Raw genomic sequence first — 17,135 nt, forward strand, 5'->3', positions numbered from 1 at the left:
TTCCGCGAAGGAGCCGCCTCCATGAGCCCGACCCTGTTCTCCCCCCTGCGCGCCGGCGCGCTGGACTTAGCGAGCCGCATCGTCATGGCGCCGCTCACGCGCAACCGCGCGCCCGGCGCCATCCCCACGCCGCTGATGGCCGAGTACTACGCCCAGCGCGCCGACCCGCGGCGCGGCGCCGGCCTGATCGTCAGCGAGGCCACCGCCATCAGCCCGCAGGGCCAGGGCTACGCCGACGTGCCGGGCCTCTACGGCACCGAGCAGCTCGACGGCTGGAAGCGCGTCACCCAGGCCGTGCACGCCGTGGGCGGCACCATCGTCTGCCAGCTGTGGCACGTGGGCCGCGTATCGCACCACCTGCTGCAGCCCGACCACGCCGACCCGGTGGCGCCCTCGGCCCTCCGCGCCAACACCAAGACCTACCTGATCGACAACGAGGGCCAGGGCGGCTTCGCCCCCACCAGCGAGCCGCGCGCGCTGCACCGCCACGAGATCCCCGCCATCGTGCACGACTTCGCCGCCGCCGCGCGCAACGCCGTGCAGTCGGCCGGCTTCGACGGTGTGGAAATCCACGGCGCCAACGGCTACCTGCTGGACCAGTTCCTCAAGACCGGCGCCAACCAGCGCCAGGACGACTACGGCGGCCCCATCGAGAACCGCGCGCGGCTGATGCTGGAAGTCACCCGCGCCGTGGCCGACGCCGTGGGCCACGACCGCGTGTGCATCCGCCTGTCGCCCGTCACGCCGGCCAACGACATCGTGGACGCCGACCCGCAGCCCCTGTTCGATTACCTCGTCCGCCAGCTTGGCCCCCTGGGCCTGGCCTACGTGCACGTCATCGAAGGCGCCACCGGCGGCCCGCGCGTGGTGGACGGCCGCCCGTTCGACTACGCCGCCCTGAAGGCCGCCTACCGCCAGGCCGGCGGGCGCGGCGCCTGGATGGTCAACAACGGCTATGACCCGGCGCTGGCCGAGGAGGCGGTGGCCAGCGGCCGCGCCGACCTGGTGGCCTTCGGCAAGGCGTTCATCAGCATGCCCGACCTCGCCGAGCGCATCCGCCGCGGCGGCCCCTACCAGGGGCTGGACAAGGCCACCATGTACGGCGGCGGCGCGCGCGGCTATACCGACTACCCGGCGCTGCCGGCCTGACACTTCATTTTTAATAGCTGCCGGCGCTTTCCGGGCGGGCGCTGGGAGCATTTTTCATCATCCTCCCGTCCTCCCGGAAGCGACACGCGTCGCGGTCGCGCGAGGACCTCTTCGAGGTCCGTTTTTAAAACGAACTTCTTAGGCCCAACGGCCTATGGCGTGCAGCGCTCTGGTGCGGTCCAATACAACCCGCCCCGCAAGAAGGCGAGGGGAGTCCAACCGATGAATATGCCGCGCGTCCTGTTTTTCGTTCTGTCCTGCCTGCTCGTCGTCGGCGTGTTCTACGCCGCGGTGAAGCCCGCCGCACCCACGCCGGCCGAGCGCGCCCCGGCCGCCGTCGCGCCCTCGGGCGGCGCCATCCCTGCCACGGCCACGCGGCGCTGAGCCGTCAGGCCGCCAAGCGCGGGCGGGCGCGGGCTCAGGCCGGCAGCGCGCGCACCAGCGCGCGCCAGCTCTCCAGCTCGGGGATGCCGGGCTTGCGCGCGCCGAAGAACATCGCCATCACCTCGCCCTGGCGGTCGAACGCCTCGACGGAGGTGACCAGGCCCTCGGTGGTGGGCTTCTCCACCACCCACACGCGGTCGATGGCGTCCTCGCGCAGGTGCAGGTTGAAGCCGGGGTCGAGCACGTTCAGCCACCGCGTGCCGCGGATGTCCATCGGCTCGATGCGGCGCACCGGCCCGGTGTGGATCTGCGTGCAGCCCCCGCTGCCGACGAAGCACATGATCGGCGTGCCCTCCAGCGCCGCCGCCAGCAGCAGCGCGCGCACCGCCTCGGGCGCCAGCTCGCAGGTGAAGCGGCCGTCGGCCAGGCGCAGCGCCTGCTGGCGCTCGACCTCGTGCAGCTTGAGCAGGCCGAAGAAGTCGTGCGTGTCCTCCAGCGCCGCCCAATCGCGCAGCAGCGCGTCCCGGTCCACCGCGCCGTCGTCGCGGACCGGCGCCGGCGGCGGCGCGGGCGTGAAGGCCGCCGGCGCGCCCGAGCGGTCCTCGAAGCGCTCCAGCACCGCGTGCCAGGCCGCCAGGTCGGTGGCTTCGCGCACGTAGATCTTGTGCAGGGCCAGGCCGTGCGCGTCGAAGAACTGCAGGCTGGGCTCGGCGCGGTTGCCGGGGTTGGCCGCCAGCTCGGTCACGGCGAAGGCGGCGTGCCAGCGGCTGAAGAACAGGCGCAGGTCGATGTCCTCGCCCAGCGCCAGCCCGATGCGCTGGTTGTGGCCCGACACGTTGCGGTAGACGCCGGTCTTCTCGTGCACCGTGGTCTCGTTGCGCGTCAGCGCCAGCAGCGGGCCGCAGGGCTCCAGCGCCCGCAGCAGGCCCACCCAGTCGCGCCGCATCGCGCGCGCGGCGGCCCTGCCGGCGCTGCTCGGCGAAACGCTGGCGGATCTGCTCGAGGCTCGGGTCGGTCATGCGGAACGCCCCCCAACAAATGCAAATGGTTTTCATTTTATGTGCGCGCCCGGCCGCCCGTGCATCGGCCACAATCGGCAGGGCTCAACCACTGCCCTCGCCACGCCCCATGCACCCACGCCCCTCTCTTCTCGCCCGCGCGCTGCCGCGGCTGGCCTCGCTCGCGCTGGCCTGCGCCGCCACCGCGCAGGCGCAGCCCACCTTCAGCGGCTACCTGTGCTGCAACATGCGCACCGACGGCCGCTGGATCAGCGACATCAACTACGTCGAGAGCGGCAAGCGGGTGATCCCCGCCGGCACGCCGGTGACCGTCATCGGCTACGGCCGCCAGCGCGTGCTCGTCACCATCGACGGGCAGCAGCAGGCGCTGGGCAACGACTACAGCCGCGAGCTCGACCTGGAGACCTTCGCCAGGCGCTACGTGGTGCCCGAAGACCCCCGGCGCGCCCTGGCCGCCGCGCCGGCCCAGGTCCGCCGCGCGATCGAGTCGCAGCGGCTGGTCAAGGGCATGACGCGCGAGCAGGTCGCCATGTCGGTCGGCTGGCCCGTCACCAGCGAGAACCCCCACCCGGACGCCAGGCTGTGGCGCTTCTGGCTCGGCAGCTTCGAGGAGTTCCAGGTCAGGTTCGACGACCGGGGCCGCGTGGCCGAGATCGAGGGCGAGCCGATGACGCTGAACCGCGTGCGGCTCGATTGACGGGGTGGCCGGCCCCGCCGCATGCTTTATTTTTAATAGCTGCCGGCGCTTGCCACATGCGGCCTAGGGCGTGTTTTGATCAGAAACTGCCGCCAGCGGCACTCTCCACGCGACCGATGGCGGCTGGTCGAACCGGCTTCAGGAGACACACATGAAATTGGCACGCCACGGCCCGCCCGGCCAGGAAAAACCCGCCCTCGTGGACGCCCAGGGCCAGCTGCGCGATTTGTCCGCCCACGTGGCCGACATCGACGGCGCGGCCCTCGCGCCCGCGTCGCTGCGGCGGCTCGCCGCCCTCGACCCGGCCGGCCTGCCCCTGGTCGTCAGCCCGGCGCGGCTCGGCCCGCCGGTGGCGCGCATCGGCAAGGTCGTGTGCATCGGCCTGAACTACGCCGACCACGCCGCCGAGGCGAACGCGCCGATCCCGGAGGAGCCGATCATCTTCCTGAAACCCAGCTCCTGCATCGTCGGGCCGGACGACGACGTGGTGATCCCGCGCGGCTCCGCCGCGACCGACTGGGAGGTGGAGCTGGGCGTGGTCATCGGCCGCAAGGCCTCGTACGTGAGCGAGGCCGAGGCGCTGGACCACGTGGCCGGCTACACCGTGGTCAACGACGTGTCCGAGCGCACGTACCAGCTGGCGCGCGGCGGCACCTGGGACAAGGGCAAGGGCTGCGACACCTTCGCGCCCATCGGCCCCTGGCTGGTCACCCGCGACGAGGTGCCCGACCCGCAGGACCTGGCGCTGTGGCTGGAGGTGAACGGCCACCGCTGCCAGAACGGCCACACGCGCACGATGATCTTCGGCGTGCGCAGGCTGGTCAGCTACGTCAGCGAATTCATGTCGCTGCTGCCCGGCGACGTCATCGCCACCGGCACGCCGCCGGGCGTCGGTATGGGGCGCAAGCCCCCGGTCTTCCTGAAGGCGGGCGACGTGATGCGGCTGGGCATCGACGGGCTGGGTGAGCAACAGCAAGCGCTGCGCGCCTGGTCGCGGGAATAGAACGCACCCCCCTGAGTCGCCTACGGCGCCATCCCCCCTCTCCTGCGGGAGGGGGGACAACGCCGATGCCCGGCACAGGTCCGGGCATGGCGTTCACTGGCATGGCCTGCTCCGCGGCCTTTCGGCTCGTGGTGTTTCGTGCGTTGCAGGCGGGCACGGCGGAGCGTGCGCAGTGGTCCGCGTCAACCCGCCCGCAGCGCCGCCGCGTGGTGCGCCACGTGCTCGCCCATGAAGCTGGCGATGAAGTAGTAGCTGTGGTCGTAGCCCGGGTGCAGGCGCAGCGTCAGCGGCTGGCCGGCGGCGGCGCAGGCGGCCTGGAGCAGCTCGGGGCGCAGCTGGGGCAGGAATTCGTCCGCCTCGCCCTGGTCCACCAGCAGGGGCAGGCGCTCCGTCGCCGTCCTCACCAGTTCCACCGCGTCCCACTCGCGCCAGGCGGCCGGGTCGGCGCCCAGGTAGGCCGCCAGCGCCTTCCGCCCCCACGGCACCTGCGTGGGCGCGGCGATGGGCGCGAAGGCGCTGACGCTCCTGTAGCGCCCCGGGTGGCGCAGCGCCGTCACCAGCGCGCCGTGGCCGCCCATCGAGTGGCCGAAGATGCCGCGCGCGCCGCTGGCCGCGAAGTGCCGCTCGACCAGCGCCGGCAGCTCCTCGGCCACGTAGTCCTGCATGCGGTAGTGCGCGGCCCAGGGCGGCTGCGTGGCGTTCAGGTAGAAGCCGGCGCCCTGGCCCATGTCGTAGGCCGCGTCGTCCGCCACGCCCAAACTGCCGGTGGGATCGCGCGGGCTGGTGTCGGGCGCCACCACGATCAGGCCGTGCCGCGCCGCGTGCTGCTGCGCGCCGGCCTTGGTGATGAAGTTCTGCTCGGTGCAGGTCAGGCCCGACAGCCAGTACAGCACCGGACACCGCTCGCCCCGCAGCGCCGCTTCGGGCAGGTAGATGCCGAACTTCATCGTGCAGCCGAGCGTGGCGCTGGCGTGCTGCCAGACTTCCTGCCGGCCGCCGAAGCTGGCGTGCTGTTCGATGCGTTCCATGGTGTTTTAGCTCCTGATTATATAGCTGCCTGCGCCCGTCTGGCGGGCGCTGGAGGCCGATTTGGCTTAAAAATCAGGCGTAGTGCACCACGCTGCGGATCGATTGGCCCGAGTGCATCAGATCGAACGCCTCGTTGATGCCCTTGAGCGGCATGGTGTGCGTGACGAAGGGCGCGAGCCGGATGCGGCCGGCCATCGCGTCTTCCACCATGCCGGGCAGCTCGCTGCGGCCCTTCACGCCGCCGAAGGCCGTGCCCAGCCACTTGCGGCCCGTCACCAGCTGGAACGGGCGCGTGCTGATCTCCTGCCCCGCGCCGGCCACGCCGATGACCACGCTCTGGCCCCAGCCGCGGTGCGCGCATTCGAGCGCGGCGCGCATCACGCCCACGTTGCCGATGCACTCGAAGCTGTGGTCCACGCCCCAGCCCGTCATCTCCACGATCACCTGCTGGATGGGCTTGTCGTAGTCCTTGGGGTTCACGCAGTCGGTCGCGCCGAAGGTGCGCGCGAGGTCGAACTTGCCCGGGTTCGTGTCGATGGCGATGATGCGCCCGGCCCGGGCGATCTGCGCGCCCTGGATCACCGCGAGGCCGATGCCGCCCAGGCCGAACACGGCCACGGTGTCGCCGGGCTGCACCTTGGCGGTGTTCTTCACCGCGCCCAGGCCCGTGGTCACGCCGCATCCCAGCAGGCAGACCTGCTCGGGGTTGGCGTCGGGGTTCACCTTGGCCAGCGACACCTCGGCCACCACCGTGTATTCGCTGAACGTGGAGCAGCCCATGTAGTGGTAGATGGGCTTGCCGTTGTAGCTGAAGCGCGTGGTGCCGTCGGGCATCACGCCCTTGCCCTGCGTGGCGCGCACGGCCACGCACAGGTTGGTCTTGCCGCTTTGGCAGAACAGGCACTGGCCGCATTCGGCGGTGTAGAGGGGGATGACGTGGTCGCCGGGCTTCACGCTGGTCACGCCTTCGCCCACTTCCACCACGATGCCCGCGCCCTCGTGGCCGAGCACGGCGGGGAACACGCCCTCCGGGTCGTCGCCGCTCAGCGTGAAGGCGTCGGTGTGGCACACGCCGGTGTGGGTGATCTTGACCAGCACCTCGCCCTTTTGCGGCGGGGCGACGTCGATCTCGACGATCTGCAGGGGTTCTCCGGCCTTGAAGGCGACGGCGGCGCGGGATTTCATCGGCGGTTTCTCCTGGTTCCTGGCTCGAAACCCGCGAGCGTACCAGCCGGGGCCTAGGCCCCGGGCGCCAGGACGACAGGCGCCGTCAGCGTCGAATAGTGGCCCGGGAAGTGCCGCTCGTGGCCGGCCACCGAGCTGTAGCGCAGCCCCAGGTCGAGGTGGGAGTCGGCGACGCGGTGCGGAAACGCGCCCAGCCCCCGGCCCAGCGCCAGGGTGTACATCACGGGGCCGGTGGTCATCAGCACGCCGGGCTTGCCCGCCACCGCCGGATCGCCCGCGTGGGCCTGGATGCAGTGCAGCATCATGCTGATGACGTAGCGCAGCAGCGGATGCCCGGGCGCCGCCATGACGTGCCAGTTCTGGAACTCGCCGCGCAGGAAGCCCCGGTCCAGCAGCAGCGGGTGCATTCCGGCGCCGGGCATCGACTGGTGCCGCTGATTCGGCCAGTAGGACAGCACGTAGTCATCGTCGGGCCGCAGGCTTTCGTCCAGCGGACGCGCCGTGGCGCTCTTGAGGTCCAGGTACACGCCGCCATACCGGTACACCGCCAGATAGCGGAAGAAATCAGCCCGCGCCGGCCCGTAGACGGGATTGATGCGGCCATAGGCCTGGTGGAACTGGGGCGGGAACTCGTGCCGGATGAAGTCCGCCACCGCGTCGTCGTCGTAGAAGCGGTAGTCCCAGCCCGGGTTCATGGCCCGCAGCTCGGCGATGCCGCCGCGCAGCGCCTCGGGCACATCGGCGCCGCGGTAGGTCTGGTGGATGATCCTGGGTATGGCCACGGCGTTTCTCCCCCGGCTCAAGCCGCCCGCGGGCCGGCGCGGCCATAGCGGTCGTCCAGCCGCTCGATGTCGTCCTCGGTGATGAGCGGGCCGGTCTGCACTTCCAGGATCTCCAGCAGTTCCTCGCCGGAGTTGGCCAGCCTGTGCGTCTGGCCCCGGGCCACGAAAGTCGAGGAATCGGGCGTCAGCCTGAAATGGCTGCCGTCGCGCCAGACGTCCGCCACGCCGCGCACCACCACCCAATGCTCGGCCCGGTGCCGGTGGCGCTGCAGGCTCAGGCTGGCGCCCGGGCGCACGGTGATGCGCTTGGCCAGCCAGCCCGGGCCGCGCCCGACCACGTCGAACCAGCCCCAGGGGCGCTGCACCGCCGTCTGGCTGTGCAGAGCCTGGTCCTGCCCGCCGTCCTTCAGCGCCTGCACCAGCGACTTGACGGCCTGCGTTTTCGAGCGGTGCGCCACCAGCACGGCATCGGCCGTCTCGACCACCACCACGTCGCGCAGCCCGACGGCGGCCAGCAGGCGGCCGCTGGACATCAGCAGGGTGCCGGCGCAGTCCACCGCCACGCTGGCGCCGACGGCGGCGTTGCCGTGGGCATCGCTCGGCAGCCGTTCCATCACTTCGTCCCAGGCGCCCAGGTCGCTCCATCCGGCGGAGGACAGCTCGCGCATGGACAGCGGCGCGCTCGCTGGCGCCTCGGCCGCCAGCGGCTCGATCACGGCGTGGTCGATGGACCGCGGCGGGCAGCGCAGGAAGGCCTCGGCTCCCGGACGGACGAAGTCGCCGTCGTCCCGGGCGCCCTGCATGGCGCCCTGGCATGCCCGCAGGATGTCCGGCCGGTGCCGCCCGAGCGCCGCCAGCCAGGTGTCCGCGCGCAGCAGGAACAGGCCGCTGTTCCAGTAGTGGCCCTCGGCGCGCCACAGCGCCAGCGCGCGCTCGGAATCCGGCTTTTCCACGAAGCCGCGCACGGGGTACGAGCCGTCGCCCCGGCCGCCGCCCGCATGGATGTACCCGTAGCCGGTCTGCGGGCGGCTGGCCGCCACGCCGAACAGCACCACCGCGCCCGCGGCCGCTTCGTCCAGGCCGGCGTCCACCGCGGCCCAGAAGGCGGCCTGGTCGCCAATGTGGTGGTCGGCCGGCGACACCAGCATCGGCGCGTCCGCCTGGCCGGCGCGCTGCAGCGCCAGCGCGGCCAGCGTCAGCGCCGGCGCAGTGTCGCGGCCTTGCGGCTCCAGGATCAGCGGCCCGCGCGGCAGGCCCAGCTCGGCCAACTGCTGGCCGGCGATGAAGCGATGCCCTTCGTTGGCCACCACCAGCGCCGGCCGCGCGGGGCCGTCCGGCCGACTCGCCAGCCGCAGCGCGGTCTGCTGGAGCAGGCTGCGCTGCCCGCCCAGCGCATGGAATTGCTTGGGATGATCGCGGCGTGACAGCGGCCACAGCCGCATGCCCGCGCCACCGCACAGAATGACCGGTACGAGAGCAGGCTTGAGCGCCATGTGAGATGGGTTCCCGCCAGGCCGCCAGGCCGGCCGCAGGCTATGAAGCGCGTCATGATACACATGATTACGATTGGGCTGGCGGCGCCTGCGGCCGCCAGCGCCGCAGCAGCAGCGCGTTGCTCATCACGCTGACCGACGACAGCGCCATCGCCGCGCCGGCCACCACGGGGCTGAGATAACCCAGCGCCGCCAGCGGGATGCCGGCCACGTTGTACGCGAAGGCCCAAAACAGGTTCTGCCGGATCTTGGCCACCGTGCGGCGCGAGACGTCCAGCGCCGCCGGCACCAGGCCCACGTCGCCGCGCATCAGCGTGACGCCGGCCGCGTGCATCGCCACGTCGGTGCCGCTGCCCATGGCGATGCCGACGTCGGCGGCGGCCAGCGCGGGGGCGTCGTTCACGCCGTCACCCACCATCCCGACGGTGTGGCCGCCGGCCTTCAGTTCACTCACCGCCGCCGCCTTGCCCTCCGGCAGCACCTCGGCCATCACCTCGCCGGCCTCGGGGTTCAGGCCCAGGCGCCGCGCCATCGCCTCGGCGGCGCCGCGGTTGTCGCCGGAGATCATCACCGTGCGCACGCCCACCGCATGCAGCCGCTCGATGGCCGCGCGCGCGCCGGCCTTGGGCTCGTCGCCGAAGGCCAGCAGGGCCACGGGGCGCGGCGGCTGGCTGTCGTCCTGCTGCACGGCCACTACGGAAACCGTAGCGCCTTGCGCTTGGCTGGCAAGCGCTGCGGCCTGAAAAGGCTTCAAATCCGCAGCCAGCTCATTCATCCAGCGCTGGCTGCCGATCAGCACGCGGTGGCCTTCCACGCGGCCCTCGGTGCCGCGCCCCGGCACGGCACGCACGTCCTGGGCGGGTGCCAGCGCGACGCCGCGCTCCCGCGCCGCCGCCAGCACGGCGCGCGCCAGCGGGTGCTCGCTGCCGCTCTGCAAGCTGGCGGCGGTGCGCAGCGCGGCAGTCTCATCCACGCCCGGCGCCGGCACCAGCGCCAGCAGGCGCGGGCGGCCCTCGGTCAGCGTGCCGGTCTTGTCGAAAGCCACGGTGTCCACCTGGTGCGCGATCTCCAGCGCCTCGGCGTCCTTGATGAGGATGCCGAAGCGCGCCGCCACCCCCGTGCCGGCCATGATGGCGGTGGGCGTGGCCAGCCCCAGCGCGCACGGGCAGGCGATGACCAGCACCGCCACGGCGCGGATCAGCGCCGTCTCCAGCCCCAGGCCGGCCAGCCACCAGCCGGCGAAGGTGAGCAGCGCCACGCCGATCACCACCGGCACGAACACCGCGCTGACCTTGTCCACCAGCCGCTGCACCGGCGCCTTGACGGCCTGCGCGTCCTGCACCAGCCGGATGATGTGCGCCAGCACGCTCTCGCTGCCGGCGGCCGTCACCTGCATCAGCACGCGGCCGTCGCCGTTGATCGAGCCGCCGGTGAGCTGCGCGCCCACGCCCTTGGCGACCGGCAGCGGCTCGCCCGTGAGCATGGATTCGTCCACCTGCGTGGCGCCCTCGGCCACGGCGCCGTCGGCCGGCACGCGCTCGCCCGGGCGCACGGCCACGCGGTCGCCGGCGCGCAGTTCGTCCACCGGGATGTCCTTCTCCTGCCCGTCCCAGTCGATCAGGTGCGCCACCTCGGGCCGCAGCGCGTGCAGCGCGCGGATGGCGGCGGTGGTCTGGCGCTTGGCCCGCTCTTCCAGCCACTTGCCCAGGCGCACCAGGGTGACGACCACGGCCGCGCTCTCGAAGTACAGGTGCGCGTGCCCGCCATGCCCGGAGAACAGCCACAACCACACCGACAGCAGCCAGGCCGCCGTGGTGCCGATGGACACCAGCAGCTCCATGTTGCCGCTGCCCGCCTTCAGCGCGCCCCAGGCCGCCTTGTAGAAGCGCGCGCCCAGGCCGAACTGCACCGGCGTGGCCAGCGCGAACTGCACCCAGGCCGGCGGCATCCACTGCACGCCGAACGGCATCAGCAGCATGGGCAGCACCAGCGGCGCGCACAGCAGCAGGCCGATGCCCACGGGCGCGAAGCCGGCCCAGCGCGACGCGTCGGCCGGCCCGGCCAGCGCCGCGTCGGCCGCGCGCGGCTCGTAGCCGGCGTCGCGCACGGCGCGGCGCAGTTGCGGCGCCAGGTCTTCGCCGCCCGCGTAGGCCACGCGGGCGGATTCGGTCGCCAGGTTGACGGCGGCGTCCCGCACGCCGGGCACTTTCTTCAGCGCCTTCTCGACGCGGGACACGCATGAAGCGCAGGTCATGCCGCCGATGCCGAGGTCCAGGGTGGTGGTGGCCGTATCGCTCATGTCCGCAGTGTGAACCTTGCCATCATGGCAATGTCAAGCCGGCGGAATGATTTCAAGGAGAATCGGCCTCCAGCGCTTGCTGCACAAGCGCTGGCAGCTATCAAAAAAATAGTAACCTCGGCGCCGCTTGACTCTGCCACGGTGGGAAGGTCCATCATGGCGGCATCTTCTTCGACAGGAGTCCTCGGATGGAACCCCAACGCTTCACCGTCGCCGGCATGACCTGCGGCCACTGCGAGCAGGCCGTGCAGCGCGCCATCAGGCAGCTCGACGCCAGCGCCCAGATCCAAATCGACCGCGCGCAGAACCTGGTGCAGGTGCAGTCCAGCCAGCCGCGCGCCGCGCTGGCCACCGCGATCCGGGACGCCGGCTACGCCGTCAGCGCATGATTCCCGCACAAAAATACCGCGCCGCCGCCCGGCCGCCCACAGGCGGCGCACACCCCTCGGGGGGCAGCGAGCCACGCGAAGCCGGGGAGCGCGCAGGCCCCATCCCCATCGGCGAGGCGGCGCGCGCCTGCGGCGTGTCGGCCAAGATGGTGCGCCACTACGAAGCGCTCGGCCTGCTGGGCGCCGTGGCGCGCACCGGCGGCGGCTACCGCCAGTACGGCGCGGCCGACATCCACACCCTGCGCTTCATCAAGCGGGCGCGCGAGCTGGGCTTCTCGATGGCCGAGATCGCCGGGCTGGTCGGCCTGTGGCACGACCACCAGCGCGCCAGCAGCGAGGTCAAGCGCATCGCCGAGCAGCACCTGGCGGAGCTGGAAAAGCGCATCCAGGGCTTGCAGGACATGCGCCAGACGCTACAGAAACTGGTGCACGACTGCCACGGCGACGCGCGCCCCGACTGCCCCATCCTCGACAGCCTGGCGGGGCCGGCGCCGCCCTGCCACTGAGGCCGCGCTTCATCCGCGTTTGCTCATCTTTACGCGCCGTCATCGTCCCGTGATGCGGGCGATACAAGCGCGACCGACACTGCGTTTCACCTTGTTCTTCCATCCAGTGTGAAAGGAAACCGCCATGGAACGCACCCCCCGCCACCTGCTGCTCGCCACGCTGCTCGCCACCTCCGGCGCGCTCGCCTTCGCCCAGACCCCGCCGCCCCCGGCCGCCAGCACCGCGCCCCACGCCGCCCAGGCGCACCAGCGCATGGCCGAGCACCGCGACAAGCGGCTGGCCGAGCTGAAGGCCCAACTGAAGATCACCCCCGCGCAGGAAGCCGCCTGGGCCGCCTGGACCCAGGCCACGCAGCCGCCCGCCCCGGCGCAGCGCCCGCCCCAGGCGCGCGGCGAGTTCGCGCGGCTGACCACGCCCCAGCGCATCGACCTGATGCAGCAGCGCCAGGCCGAGCGCAGCGCCCGCCTGCGGCAGCGCGGCGACGCCACCAAGGCCTTCTACGCCCAGCTCGCGCCGGAGCAGCAGAAGACCTTCGACCAGCAAGCGCTGCGCCACGGCTCGCGCGAGGGCCGGCCCGGCCCGGGCCATGGCAAGGGCCACGGCCCGGCCTGACCGGGCCGCCCGCCCCGAAAGCCGCCCGGCCCGCGCCGGGCGGTATTTTCTTGACGCGGATCAAAAAGGGCGTGGAAAGCCCACCCCTCGCCCGGCGGCGGGCTTTCATCCAGCTATCGGATTGTCTAAGCTGCCCGCACCGTGCCCACCGCTGCCCCTTCTCCCCTGCCGCCCCGGCCGCCTCGTGGCACCCTGCACCTGCCGGACGTGCGCCACGTCGCCCTCTCGGCGCCGCTGCACTGGCTCGCGCTGGGCTGGCGCGACCTCTGGCGCATCGGCTGGCCCAGCCTGCTGCACGGCCTCGTGCTGGCGGCGTTCGGCGCGCTGCTGGCCTGGGCCGCGCGCGGGCAGTTCTGGCTGCTGGCCGGCGCCTTCTCGGGCTTCATGGTGGTGGCGCCGGTGCTGGCCACCAGCCTGTATGCGCTCAGCCGCGCGCTGGAGCACGGCGAGCCGGCCAATATGCGCACCATCTTCAAGACCTGGACGCGCTGGCAGTATTCGCGCTTCGCCGCACAGGGCGGCTACTGGGCGCTGGTGCGCTTCGGCCTGCTGCTGTCGCTGGCCGGCACCGGCTGGGTGCTGACCTCGGCCGCGCTCATCACCGCGCTGGCGCCCGCGCCGGTCCACACGCCGGCGGACTTCGTGAACCACGTGGTGCTGGCGCGGCAGGGCTACCTGTTCGAGCTGTGGCTGTTCATGGGCGGGCTGATGGCGGCGCCGCTGTTCGCCTCCAGCGTGGTGGCCATGCCGCTGCTGCTGGACCGCCGCGTGGACGTGATGCAGGCCGTGCTGACCAGCTGGCAGGCCGTGCTGACCAACCCCGCCGCGCTGGCGCTGTGGGCGGCGCTGATCATGGGCCTGACGCTGCTGGGCATGGCCACCGCGCTGCTCGGGCTGATCGTCGTCGTGCCCTGGCTGGGCCACGCCAGCTGGCATGCCTACCGCGCGCTGGTGGACACCCGCGCCCTGCCCGAGCGGCTGCCGCCCGAAGGGGGGCGTTGACCCATGTTCGGCTTCAGCGAAGAGCAGATCGCCTGGTTCGGCCTCACCATCGGCGTGGGCGCGTTCATGCTCTACATGGTGTTCATCGTCGCCCAGCTCGCCTGGGAATCCAAGGCCGGCAAGTTCGGCACCTTCGTGCTGTTCCTGGCGCTGGCCTTCGGCATGGTGGGGTTCATCGCCAAGTCCGTCATCCAGTGGGTGATCGAAAAATAGCCTGAACAAGGCTGTGGACAGATCCGGCACAAGTGCCGGCTTGTCCACAGGCCGAGGCCGCGGCGCCGGGTTGTCCCGTCCCGCGCACCCCTGCCGCCCTGGCTTTCCCACAACGGTGAATCCTCTGCAAGTGCTTGCGGCTGCTGAGGAATCCGAGCTTGCCCACAAAACGGCAGGGCCTCTACTACGACTACTATTCTTTCAAAGAAGAAAAGAAGACCAATACCGCGCAGCCGTCCATCGGCGGTTACATCACAGCACATCGCCAGCCCGTCGCGGCGCATAGCGACTGTTAAGATCGCCCGGCTTACCCGAACCCTGCTCGCGCAGGACGTCCCTACCGCCCGCCGTTCGCGCCCGCCATGTCCGTTGCCCTTGCCGGCCGCAGCCCCAGCACCTTCGAGATCAAGAGCGCCAGCCTGCCCCTGCTGGCGCTGCGCCTGAAGTCGCCCGACCTCGACGCGCTGGCGGACGAGCTGGCCGTGCAGTACGGCGACAGGCCCGATTTCTTCGAGAACGACGCCGTGGTGCTGGACCTGTCGGCGCTGGAAGCCGGGCACGCCGAGGCCGGACTCGACTTCCAGCGCCTGGGCGAGCTGCTGCACCAGCGCCGCCTGCGCCTGCTGGCCGTGCGCGGCGGCAGCCCGGCGCAGCGCGACGCCGCCAGCGCCGTCGGCCTGCTGCTGGCGCCCGACGTGCTCGTGCAGGCCGCGCCCCGCGCGCCAGAGCCGGCGCCCGCCATTCGACGGCCCGAACCGGTGGCCAGCGAGCTGCCCGCGCCTGGCGCGATGGTGGTTGCGCGGCCGCTGCGCTCCGGCCAGCAGGTCTACGCGCGCGGGCGCGACCTGGTGGTGCTGGCCATGGTCAACGCCGGCGCCGAGGTGGTGGCCGACGGCCACGTCCACGTCTACGCGCCGCTGCGCGGCCGCGTCATCGCCGGCGCGCGCGGGTGGCCCGAGGCACGCGTCTTCGCGCGCGAGATGCGGCCCGAGCTGGTGTCCATCGCCGGCGTCTACCGCACCAGCGACGAGCCGCTGCCCGCCGAGGTCTGGGGCCGCGCCGCCAGCGTGCGCCTCGAATCTAGCGAGGCCGGCGACAAACTGGTGTTCGAACCTACATCCGATTGAACAAGGTGATTTCCGACATGGCAAAAATCGTCGTCGTGACTTCCGGCAAGGGCGGGGTCGGCAAGACCACCACCAGCGCCGCGTTCTCCTCCGGCCTGGCGCTCAAGGGCCACAAGACGGCCGTGATCGACTTCGACGTCGGCCTGCGCAACCTCGACCTCATCATGGGCTGCGAGCGCCGCGTGGTGTATGACCTGATCAACGTCATCCAGGGCGAGGCCAACCTGCACCAGGCCCTCATCAAGGACAAGCAGTGCGAGAACCTCTACGTGCTGGCCGCCAGCCAGACGCGCGACAAGGACGCGCTGACCAGGGAAGGCGTGGAGAAGGTGCTGAAGGACCTGGCCGAGATGGACTTCGAGTACATCGTCTGCGACTCGCCCGCCGGCATCGAGACCGGCGCGCTGCTGGCCATGCACTTCGCCGACGAGGCGATCGTCGTCACCAACCCTGAGGTCAGCTCGGTGCGCGACTCCGACCGCATCCTCGGCATGCTGGGCAGCAAGACCAAGCGCGCCATCGAGGGCAAGGACCCGGTCAGGGAGCATCTGCTCATCACCCGCTACAACCCGGGCCGCGTGGCCGACGGCCAGATGCTGAGCCTGCAGGACATCCAGGACATCCTGCGCATCAAGCTGATCGGCGTGATTCCCGAGAGCGAGGACGTGCTGCAGGCTTCCAACCAGGGCCTGCCCGCCGTGCACCTGCAAGGCAGCGACGTGGCCGGCGCCTACCTGGACGTGATCGAGCGCTTCCTCGGCGCCGAGGACAAGCCCATGCGCTTCATCGAGGCCGAGAAGCCCGGCTTCTTCAAGCGCCTGTTCGGAGGCAAGTGAAGCCATGTCCTTCCTCTCATTCTTCCTGGGCGAGAAGAAGAAGACCGCCAGCGTCGCCAAGGAGCGGCTGCAGATCATCCTGGCGCACGAGCGCTCGGGCCGCAACGCCGCCGAGCCCGACTACCTGCCCGACCTGCAGCGCGACCTGATCGCCGTCATCAGCAAGTACGTCAAGATCGACCCGAAGGACATCAAGGTGAACCTGGAGCGCCAGGACGACCTGGAGGTGCTGGAGGTCAAGATCGAGCTGCCGGAGAAGGAAAAAGACAAGAAATAGCGGCCGGCGCTTTCCTGCATTGGGCGGATTCAAGTCCAAGTGCAACATTGATTCAATGCACGGAGTCCCCGCGCTGGGTCAATAGTTGTAGGTGCTGAGCATAGACCTCAAGCGGAGTGCGGTAGCCCAAGGTCATCCTGGGACGGCCATTGAGCTCATCGGCGACGGCATCAAGCTGCTCCTGCGTATAGCCGCTCAGATCGGTGCCCTTGGGGAAGTACTGGCGCAGCAGTCCGTTGGTATTCTCGTTGCTGCCCCTCTGCCAAGGGCTGTGGGGGTCGCAGAAGTACACCCTCATGCCCGTGTTCTCGCTCAGCCTGGCGTGCTCGGCCATCTCCGAGCCTCGGTCATAGGTCAGGGTTTTGCGCATAGGGCTGGCAATGCCATTGAGCTTGTCGCTGAACGCCTGCAGCACGTGCGCGGCCGTGGCCGGGTTGGGATGTGGCAGCTTGACCAGCAGCACCAGGCGCGTGGTGCGCTCCACCAGCGTGCCGATGGCGCTGGCGTTGGCCGCCCCCTTGATCAGATCACCCTCCCAGTGGCCGGGAAGCTGGCGATCCTCGACCTCGGGCGGGCGTACGTGGATGCTCATCAGATCCTGGATCTCCCCGCGCCGATCCTTGCCCTTGGAGCGGGGCCAGCGTTTGGCATGGGCCATGCGCAAGCACGACACCAGCTCTTTCTTCAGCTCGCCCCTGGGCTGGGCATAGATGCAGGTGTAGATGCTCTCGTGTGACGCTCTCATGCGCTTGTCATCGGGGTGCAGGGCCTTCAAGTGTCCTGCAATCTGCTGGGGTGACCAGTGCTGGCGCAGATGCGCGCACACCAGGGGGAACAGGGGGCCGTCGCGGTGCAGTTTGGGCAAAGCGCGGGCGAAGTGCCTGCGCCTGTCACAGCGCTGCTGGGCGTACTTGGAGGTGTAGCCCTGGGCACCTCCATTGCGCTTGCACTCACGGCTGATGGTGCTCTTGGAGCGGCCCAGCGCTCTGGCTATGGCGCTCTGGCTCTGCCCTTGCTGCAGGCCCAGCGCTATCGCGTAGCGCTCCATCTCACTGAGCTGCTCGTAGGTTCTTTCGGTCATGGATGCCTCAATTCTGAAGGGGGTGTTGCACTTCAGATTTGAGGCCGCCGG

General features: G+C 71.0%; 19 protein-coding genes. 12 read left to right on the plus strand and 7 right to left on the minus strand.

The features are described from left to right. Positions 1 to 21 precede the first annotated feature (21 nt). Both QM772_RS11105 and QM772_RS11110 read left to right on the plus strand, forming a co-directional pair. A complete protein-coding gene (locus QM772_RS11105) occupies positions 22 to 1,149 on the plus strand; it encodes an alkene reductase (protein WP_415136407.1) in 1,128 nt (375 codons plus the stop codon). Between the two features lie 222 nt (positions 1,150 to 1,371). Continuing rightward, complete coding sequence (locus tag QM772_RS11110) at positions 1,372 to 1,533, plus strand: hypothetical protein (protein WP_415136409.1); 162 nt, start codon at positions 1,372 to 1,374, stop codon at positions 1,531 to 1,533. Positions 1,534 to 1,567: 34 nt separating this feature from the next. Here the strand turns inward: QM772_RS11110 and QM772_RS11115 are convergent, their stop codons facing one another. Further along, entirely contained in the window at positions 1,568 to 2,479 is a 912-nt protein-coding gene (locus QM772_RS11115; protein ID WP_415136411.1) for a hemin-degrading factor, read from the minus strand. 182 nt (positions 2,480 to 2,661) lie between these two features. On the opposite strand from QM772_RS11115, the gene QM772_RS11120 reads away from it, so the two are divergent. Continuing rightward, positions 2,662 to 3,249, plus strand: coding sequence for a hypothetical protein (locus QM772_RS11120; RefSeq protein ID WP_415136413.1), 588 nt, complete (start codon positions 2,662 to 2,664; stop codon positions 3,247 to 3,249). Between the two features lie 151 nt (positions 3,250 to 3,400). Continuing rightward, complete coding sequence (locus QM772_RS11125; RefSeq protein ID WP_415136415.1) at positions 3,401 to 4,252, plus strand: fumarylacetoacetate hydrolase family protein; 852 nt, start codon at positions 3,401 to 3,403, stop codon at positions 4,250 to 4,252. 182 nt (positions 4,253 to 4,434) lie between these two features. Here QM772_RS11125 and fghA read toward each other — a convergent pair whose 3' ends face one another. The 5 genes from fghA to QM772_RS11150 all read right to left on the minus strand — a co-directional run bounded on the left by fghA (position 4,435) and on the right by QM772_RS11150 (position 11,040). Further along, the gene (fghA, locus tag QM772_RS11130; protein WP_415136417.1) at positions 4,435 to 5,280 is read right to left on the minus strand and encodes an S-formylglutathione hydrolase; all 846 of its coding nucleotides are present in this window, start codon (positions 5,278 to 5,280) and stop codon (positions 4,435 to 4,437) included. A gap of 73 nt (positions 5,281 to 5,353) precedes the next feature. Next, positions 5,354 to 6,466: an S-(hydroxymethyl)glutathione dehydrogenase/class III alcohol dehydrogenase gene (locus QM772_RS11135; protein ID WP_415136419.1), complete on the minus strand. Its 1,113-nt coding sequence runs from the start codon at positions 6,464 to 6,466 to the stop codon at positions 5,354 to 5,356. A 53-nt stretch (positions 6,467 to 6,519) separates the two neighbouring features. Next, positions 6,520 to 7,248: a glycosyltransferase family 32 protein gene (locus QM772_RS11140; protein ID WP_415136421.1), complete on the minus strand. Its 729-nt coding sequence runs from the start codon at positions 7,246 to 7,248 to the stop codon at positions 6,520 to 6,522. Positions 7,249 to 7,265: 17 nt separating this feature from the next. Next, positions 7,266 to 8,741 (minus strand): mannose-1-phosphate guanylyltransferase/mannose-6-phosphate isomerase, encoded by a 1,476-nt coding sequence (locus QM772_RS11145; RefSeq protein ID WP_415136423.1) that lies wholly within the window; start codon positions 8,739 to 8,741, stop codon positions 7,266 to 7,268. A gap of 67 nt (positions 8,742 to 8,808) precedes the next feature. After that, positions 8,809 to 11,040, minus strand: coding sequence for a heavy metal translocating P-type ATPase (locus tag QM772_RS11150; RefSeq protein ID WP_415136425.1), 2,232 nt, complete (start codon positions 11,038 to 11,040; stop codon positions 8,809 to 8,811). A 188-nt stretch (positions 11,041 to 11,228) separates the two neighbouring features. Between QM772_RS11150 and QM772_RS11155 the strand changes: the two genes are divergently transcribed. From QM772_RS11155 to minE, 8 genes are all read left to right on the plus strand, one after another. Beyond that, a complete protein-coding gene (locus QM772_RS11155) occupies positions 11,229 to 11,429 on the plus strand; it encodes a heavy-metal-associated domain-containing protein (protein ID WP_415136427.1) in 201 nt (66 codons plus the stop codon). 146 nt (positions 11,430 to 11,575) lie between these two features. After that, a complete protein-coding gene (locus QM772_RS11160; protein WP_415139564.1) occupies positions 11,576 to 11,935 on the plus strand; it encodes a MerR family DNA-binding protein in 360 nt (119 codons plus the stop codon). A gap of 124 nt (positions 11,936 to 12,059) precedes the next feature. After that, positions 12,060 to 12,548, plus strand: a complete 489-nt coding sequence (locus QM772_RS11165; RefSeq protein ID WP_415136429.1) for a Spy/CpxP family protein refolding chaperone — start codon at positions 12,060 to 12,062, stop codon at positions 12,546 to 12,548. 141 nt (positions 12,549 to 12,689) lie between these two features. Continuing rightward, entirely contained in the window at positions 12,690 to 13,550 is an 861-nt protein-coding gene (locus QM772_RS11170) for a DUF2189 domain-containing protein (protein WP_415136431.1), read from the plus strand. A gap of 3 nt (positions 13,551 to 13,553) precedes the next feature. Continuing rightward, the gene (locus tag QM772_RS11175; RefSeq protein ID WP_415136433.1) at positions 13,554 to 13,763 is read left to right on the plus strand and encodes a DUF2788 domain-containing protein; all 210 of its coding nucleotides are present in this window, start codon (positions 13,554 to 13,556) and stop codon (positions 13,761 to 13,763) included. 362 nt (positions 13,764 to 14,125) lie between these two features. Beyond that, positions 14,126 to 14,890 carry a septum site-determining protein MinC gene (minC, locus tag QM772_RS11180; RefSeq protein ID WP_415136435.1) on the plus strand — a complete coding sequence of 255 codons (765 nt, stop codon included), beginning with the start codon at positions 14,126 to 14,128 and terminating at the stop codon, positions 14,888 to 14,890. 17 nt (positions 14,891 to 14,907) lie between these two features. Continuing rightward, the gene (gene minD / locus QM772_RS11185) at positions 14,908 to 15,726 is read left to right on the plus strand and encodes a septum site-determining protein MinD (protein WP_415136437.1); all 819 of its coding nucleotides are present in this window, start codon (positions 14,908 to 14,910) and stop codon (positions 15,724 to 15,726) included. Positions 15,727 to 15,730: 4 nt separating this feature from the next. Beyond that, positions 15,731 to 16,003: a cell division topological specificity factor MinE gene (gene minE / locus QM772_RS11190; RefSeq protein ID WP_415136440.1), complete on the plus strand. Its 273-nt coding sequence runs from the start codon at positions 15,731 to 15,733 to the stop codon at positions 16,001 to 16,003. 52 nt (positions 16,004 to 16,055) lie between these two features. Here minE and QM772_RS11195 read toward each other — a convergent pair whose 3' ends face one another. Next, on the minus strand, positions 16,056 to 17,084 hold the full coding sequence (locus tag QM772_RS11195; RefSeq protein ID WP_415133647.1) for an IS30 family transposase: 1,029 nt from the start codon (positions 17,082 to 17,084) through the stop codon (positions 16,056 to 16,058). Positions 17,085 to 17,135 lie beyond the last annotated feature (51 nt).

Origin of the sequence: Ottowia sp., from assembly GCF_047601385.1 — a bacterium.
Taxonomy (GTDB): Bacteria; Pseudomonadota; Gammaproteobacteria; order Burkholderiales; family Burkholderiaceae_C; genus Ottowia.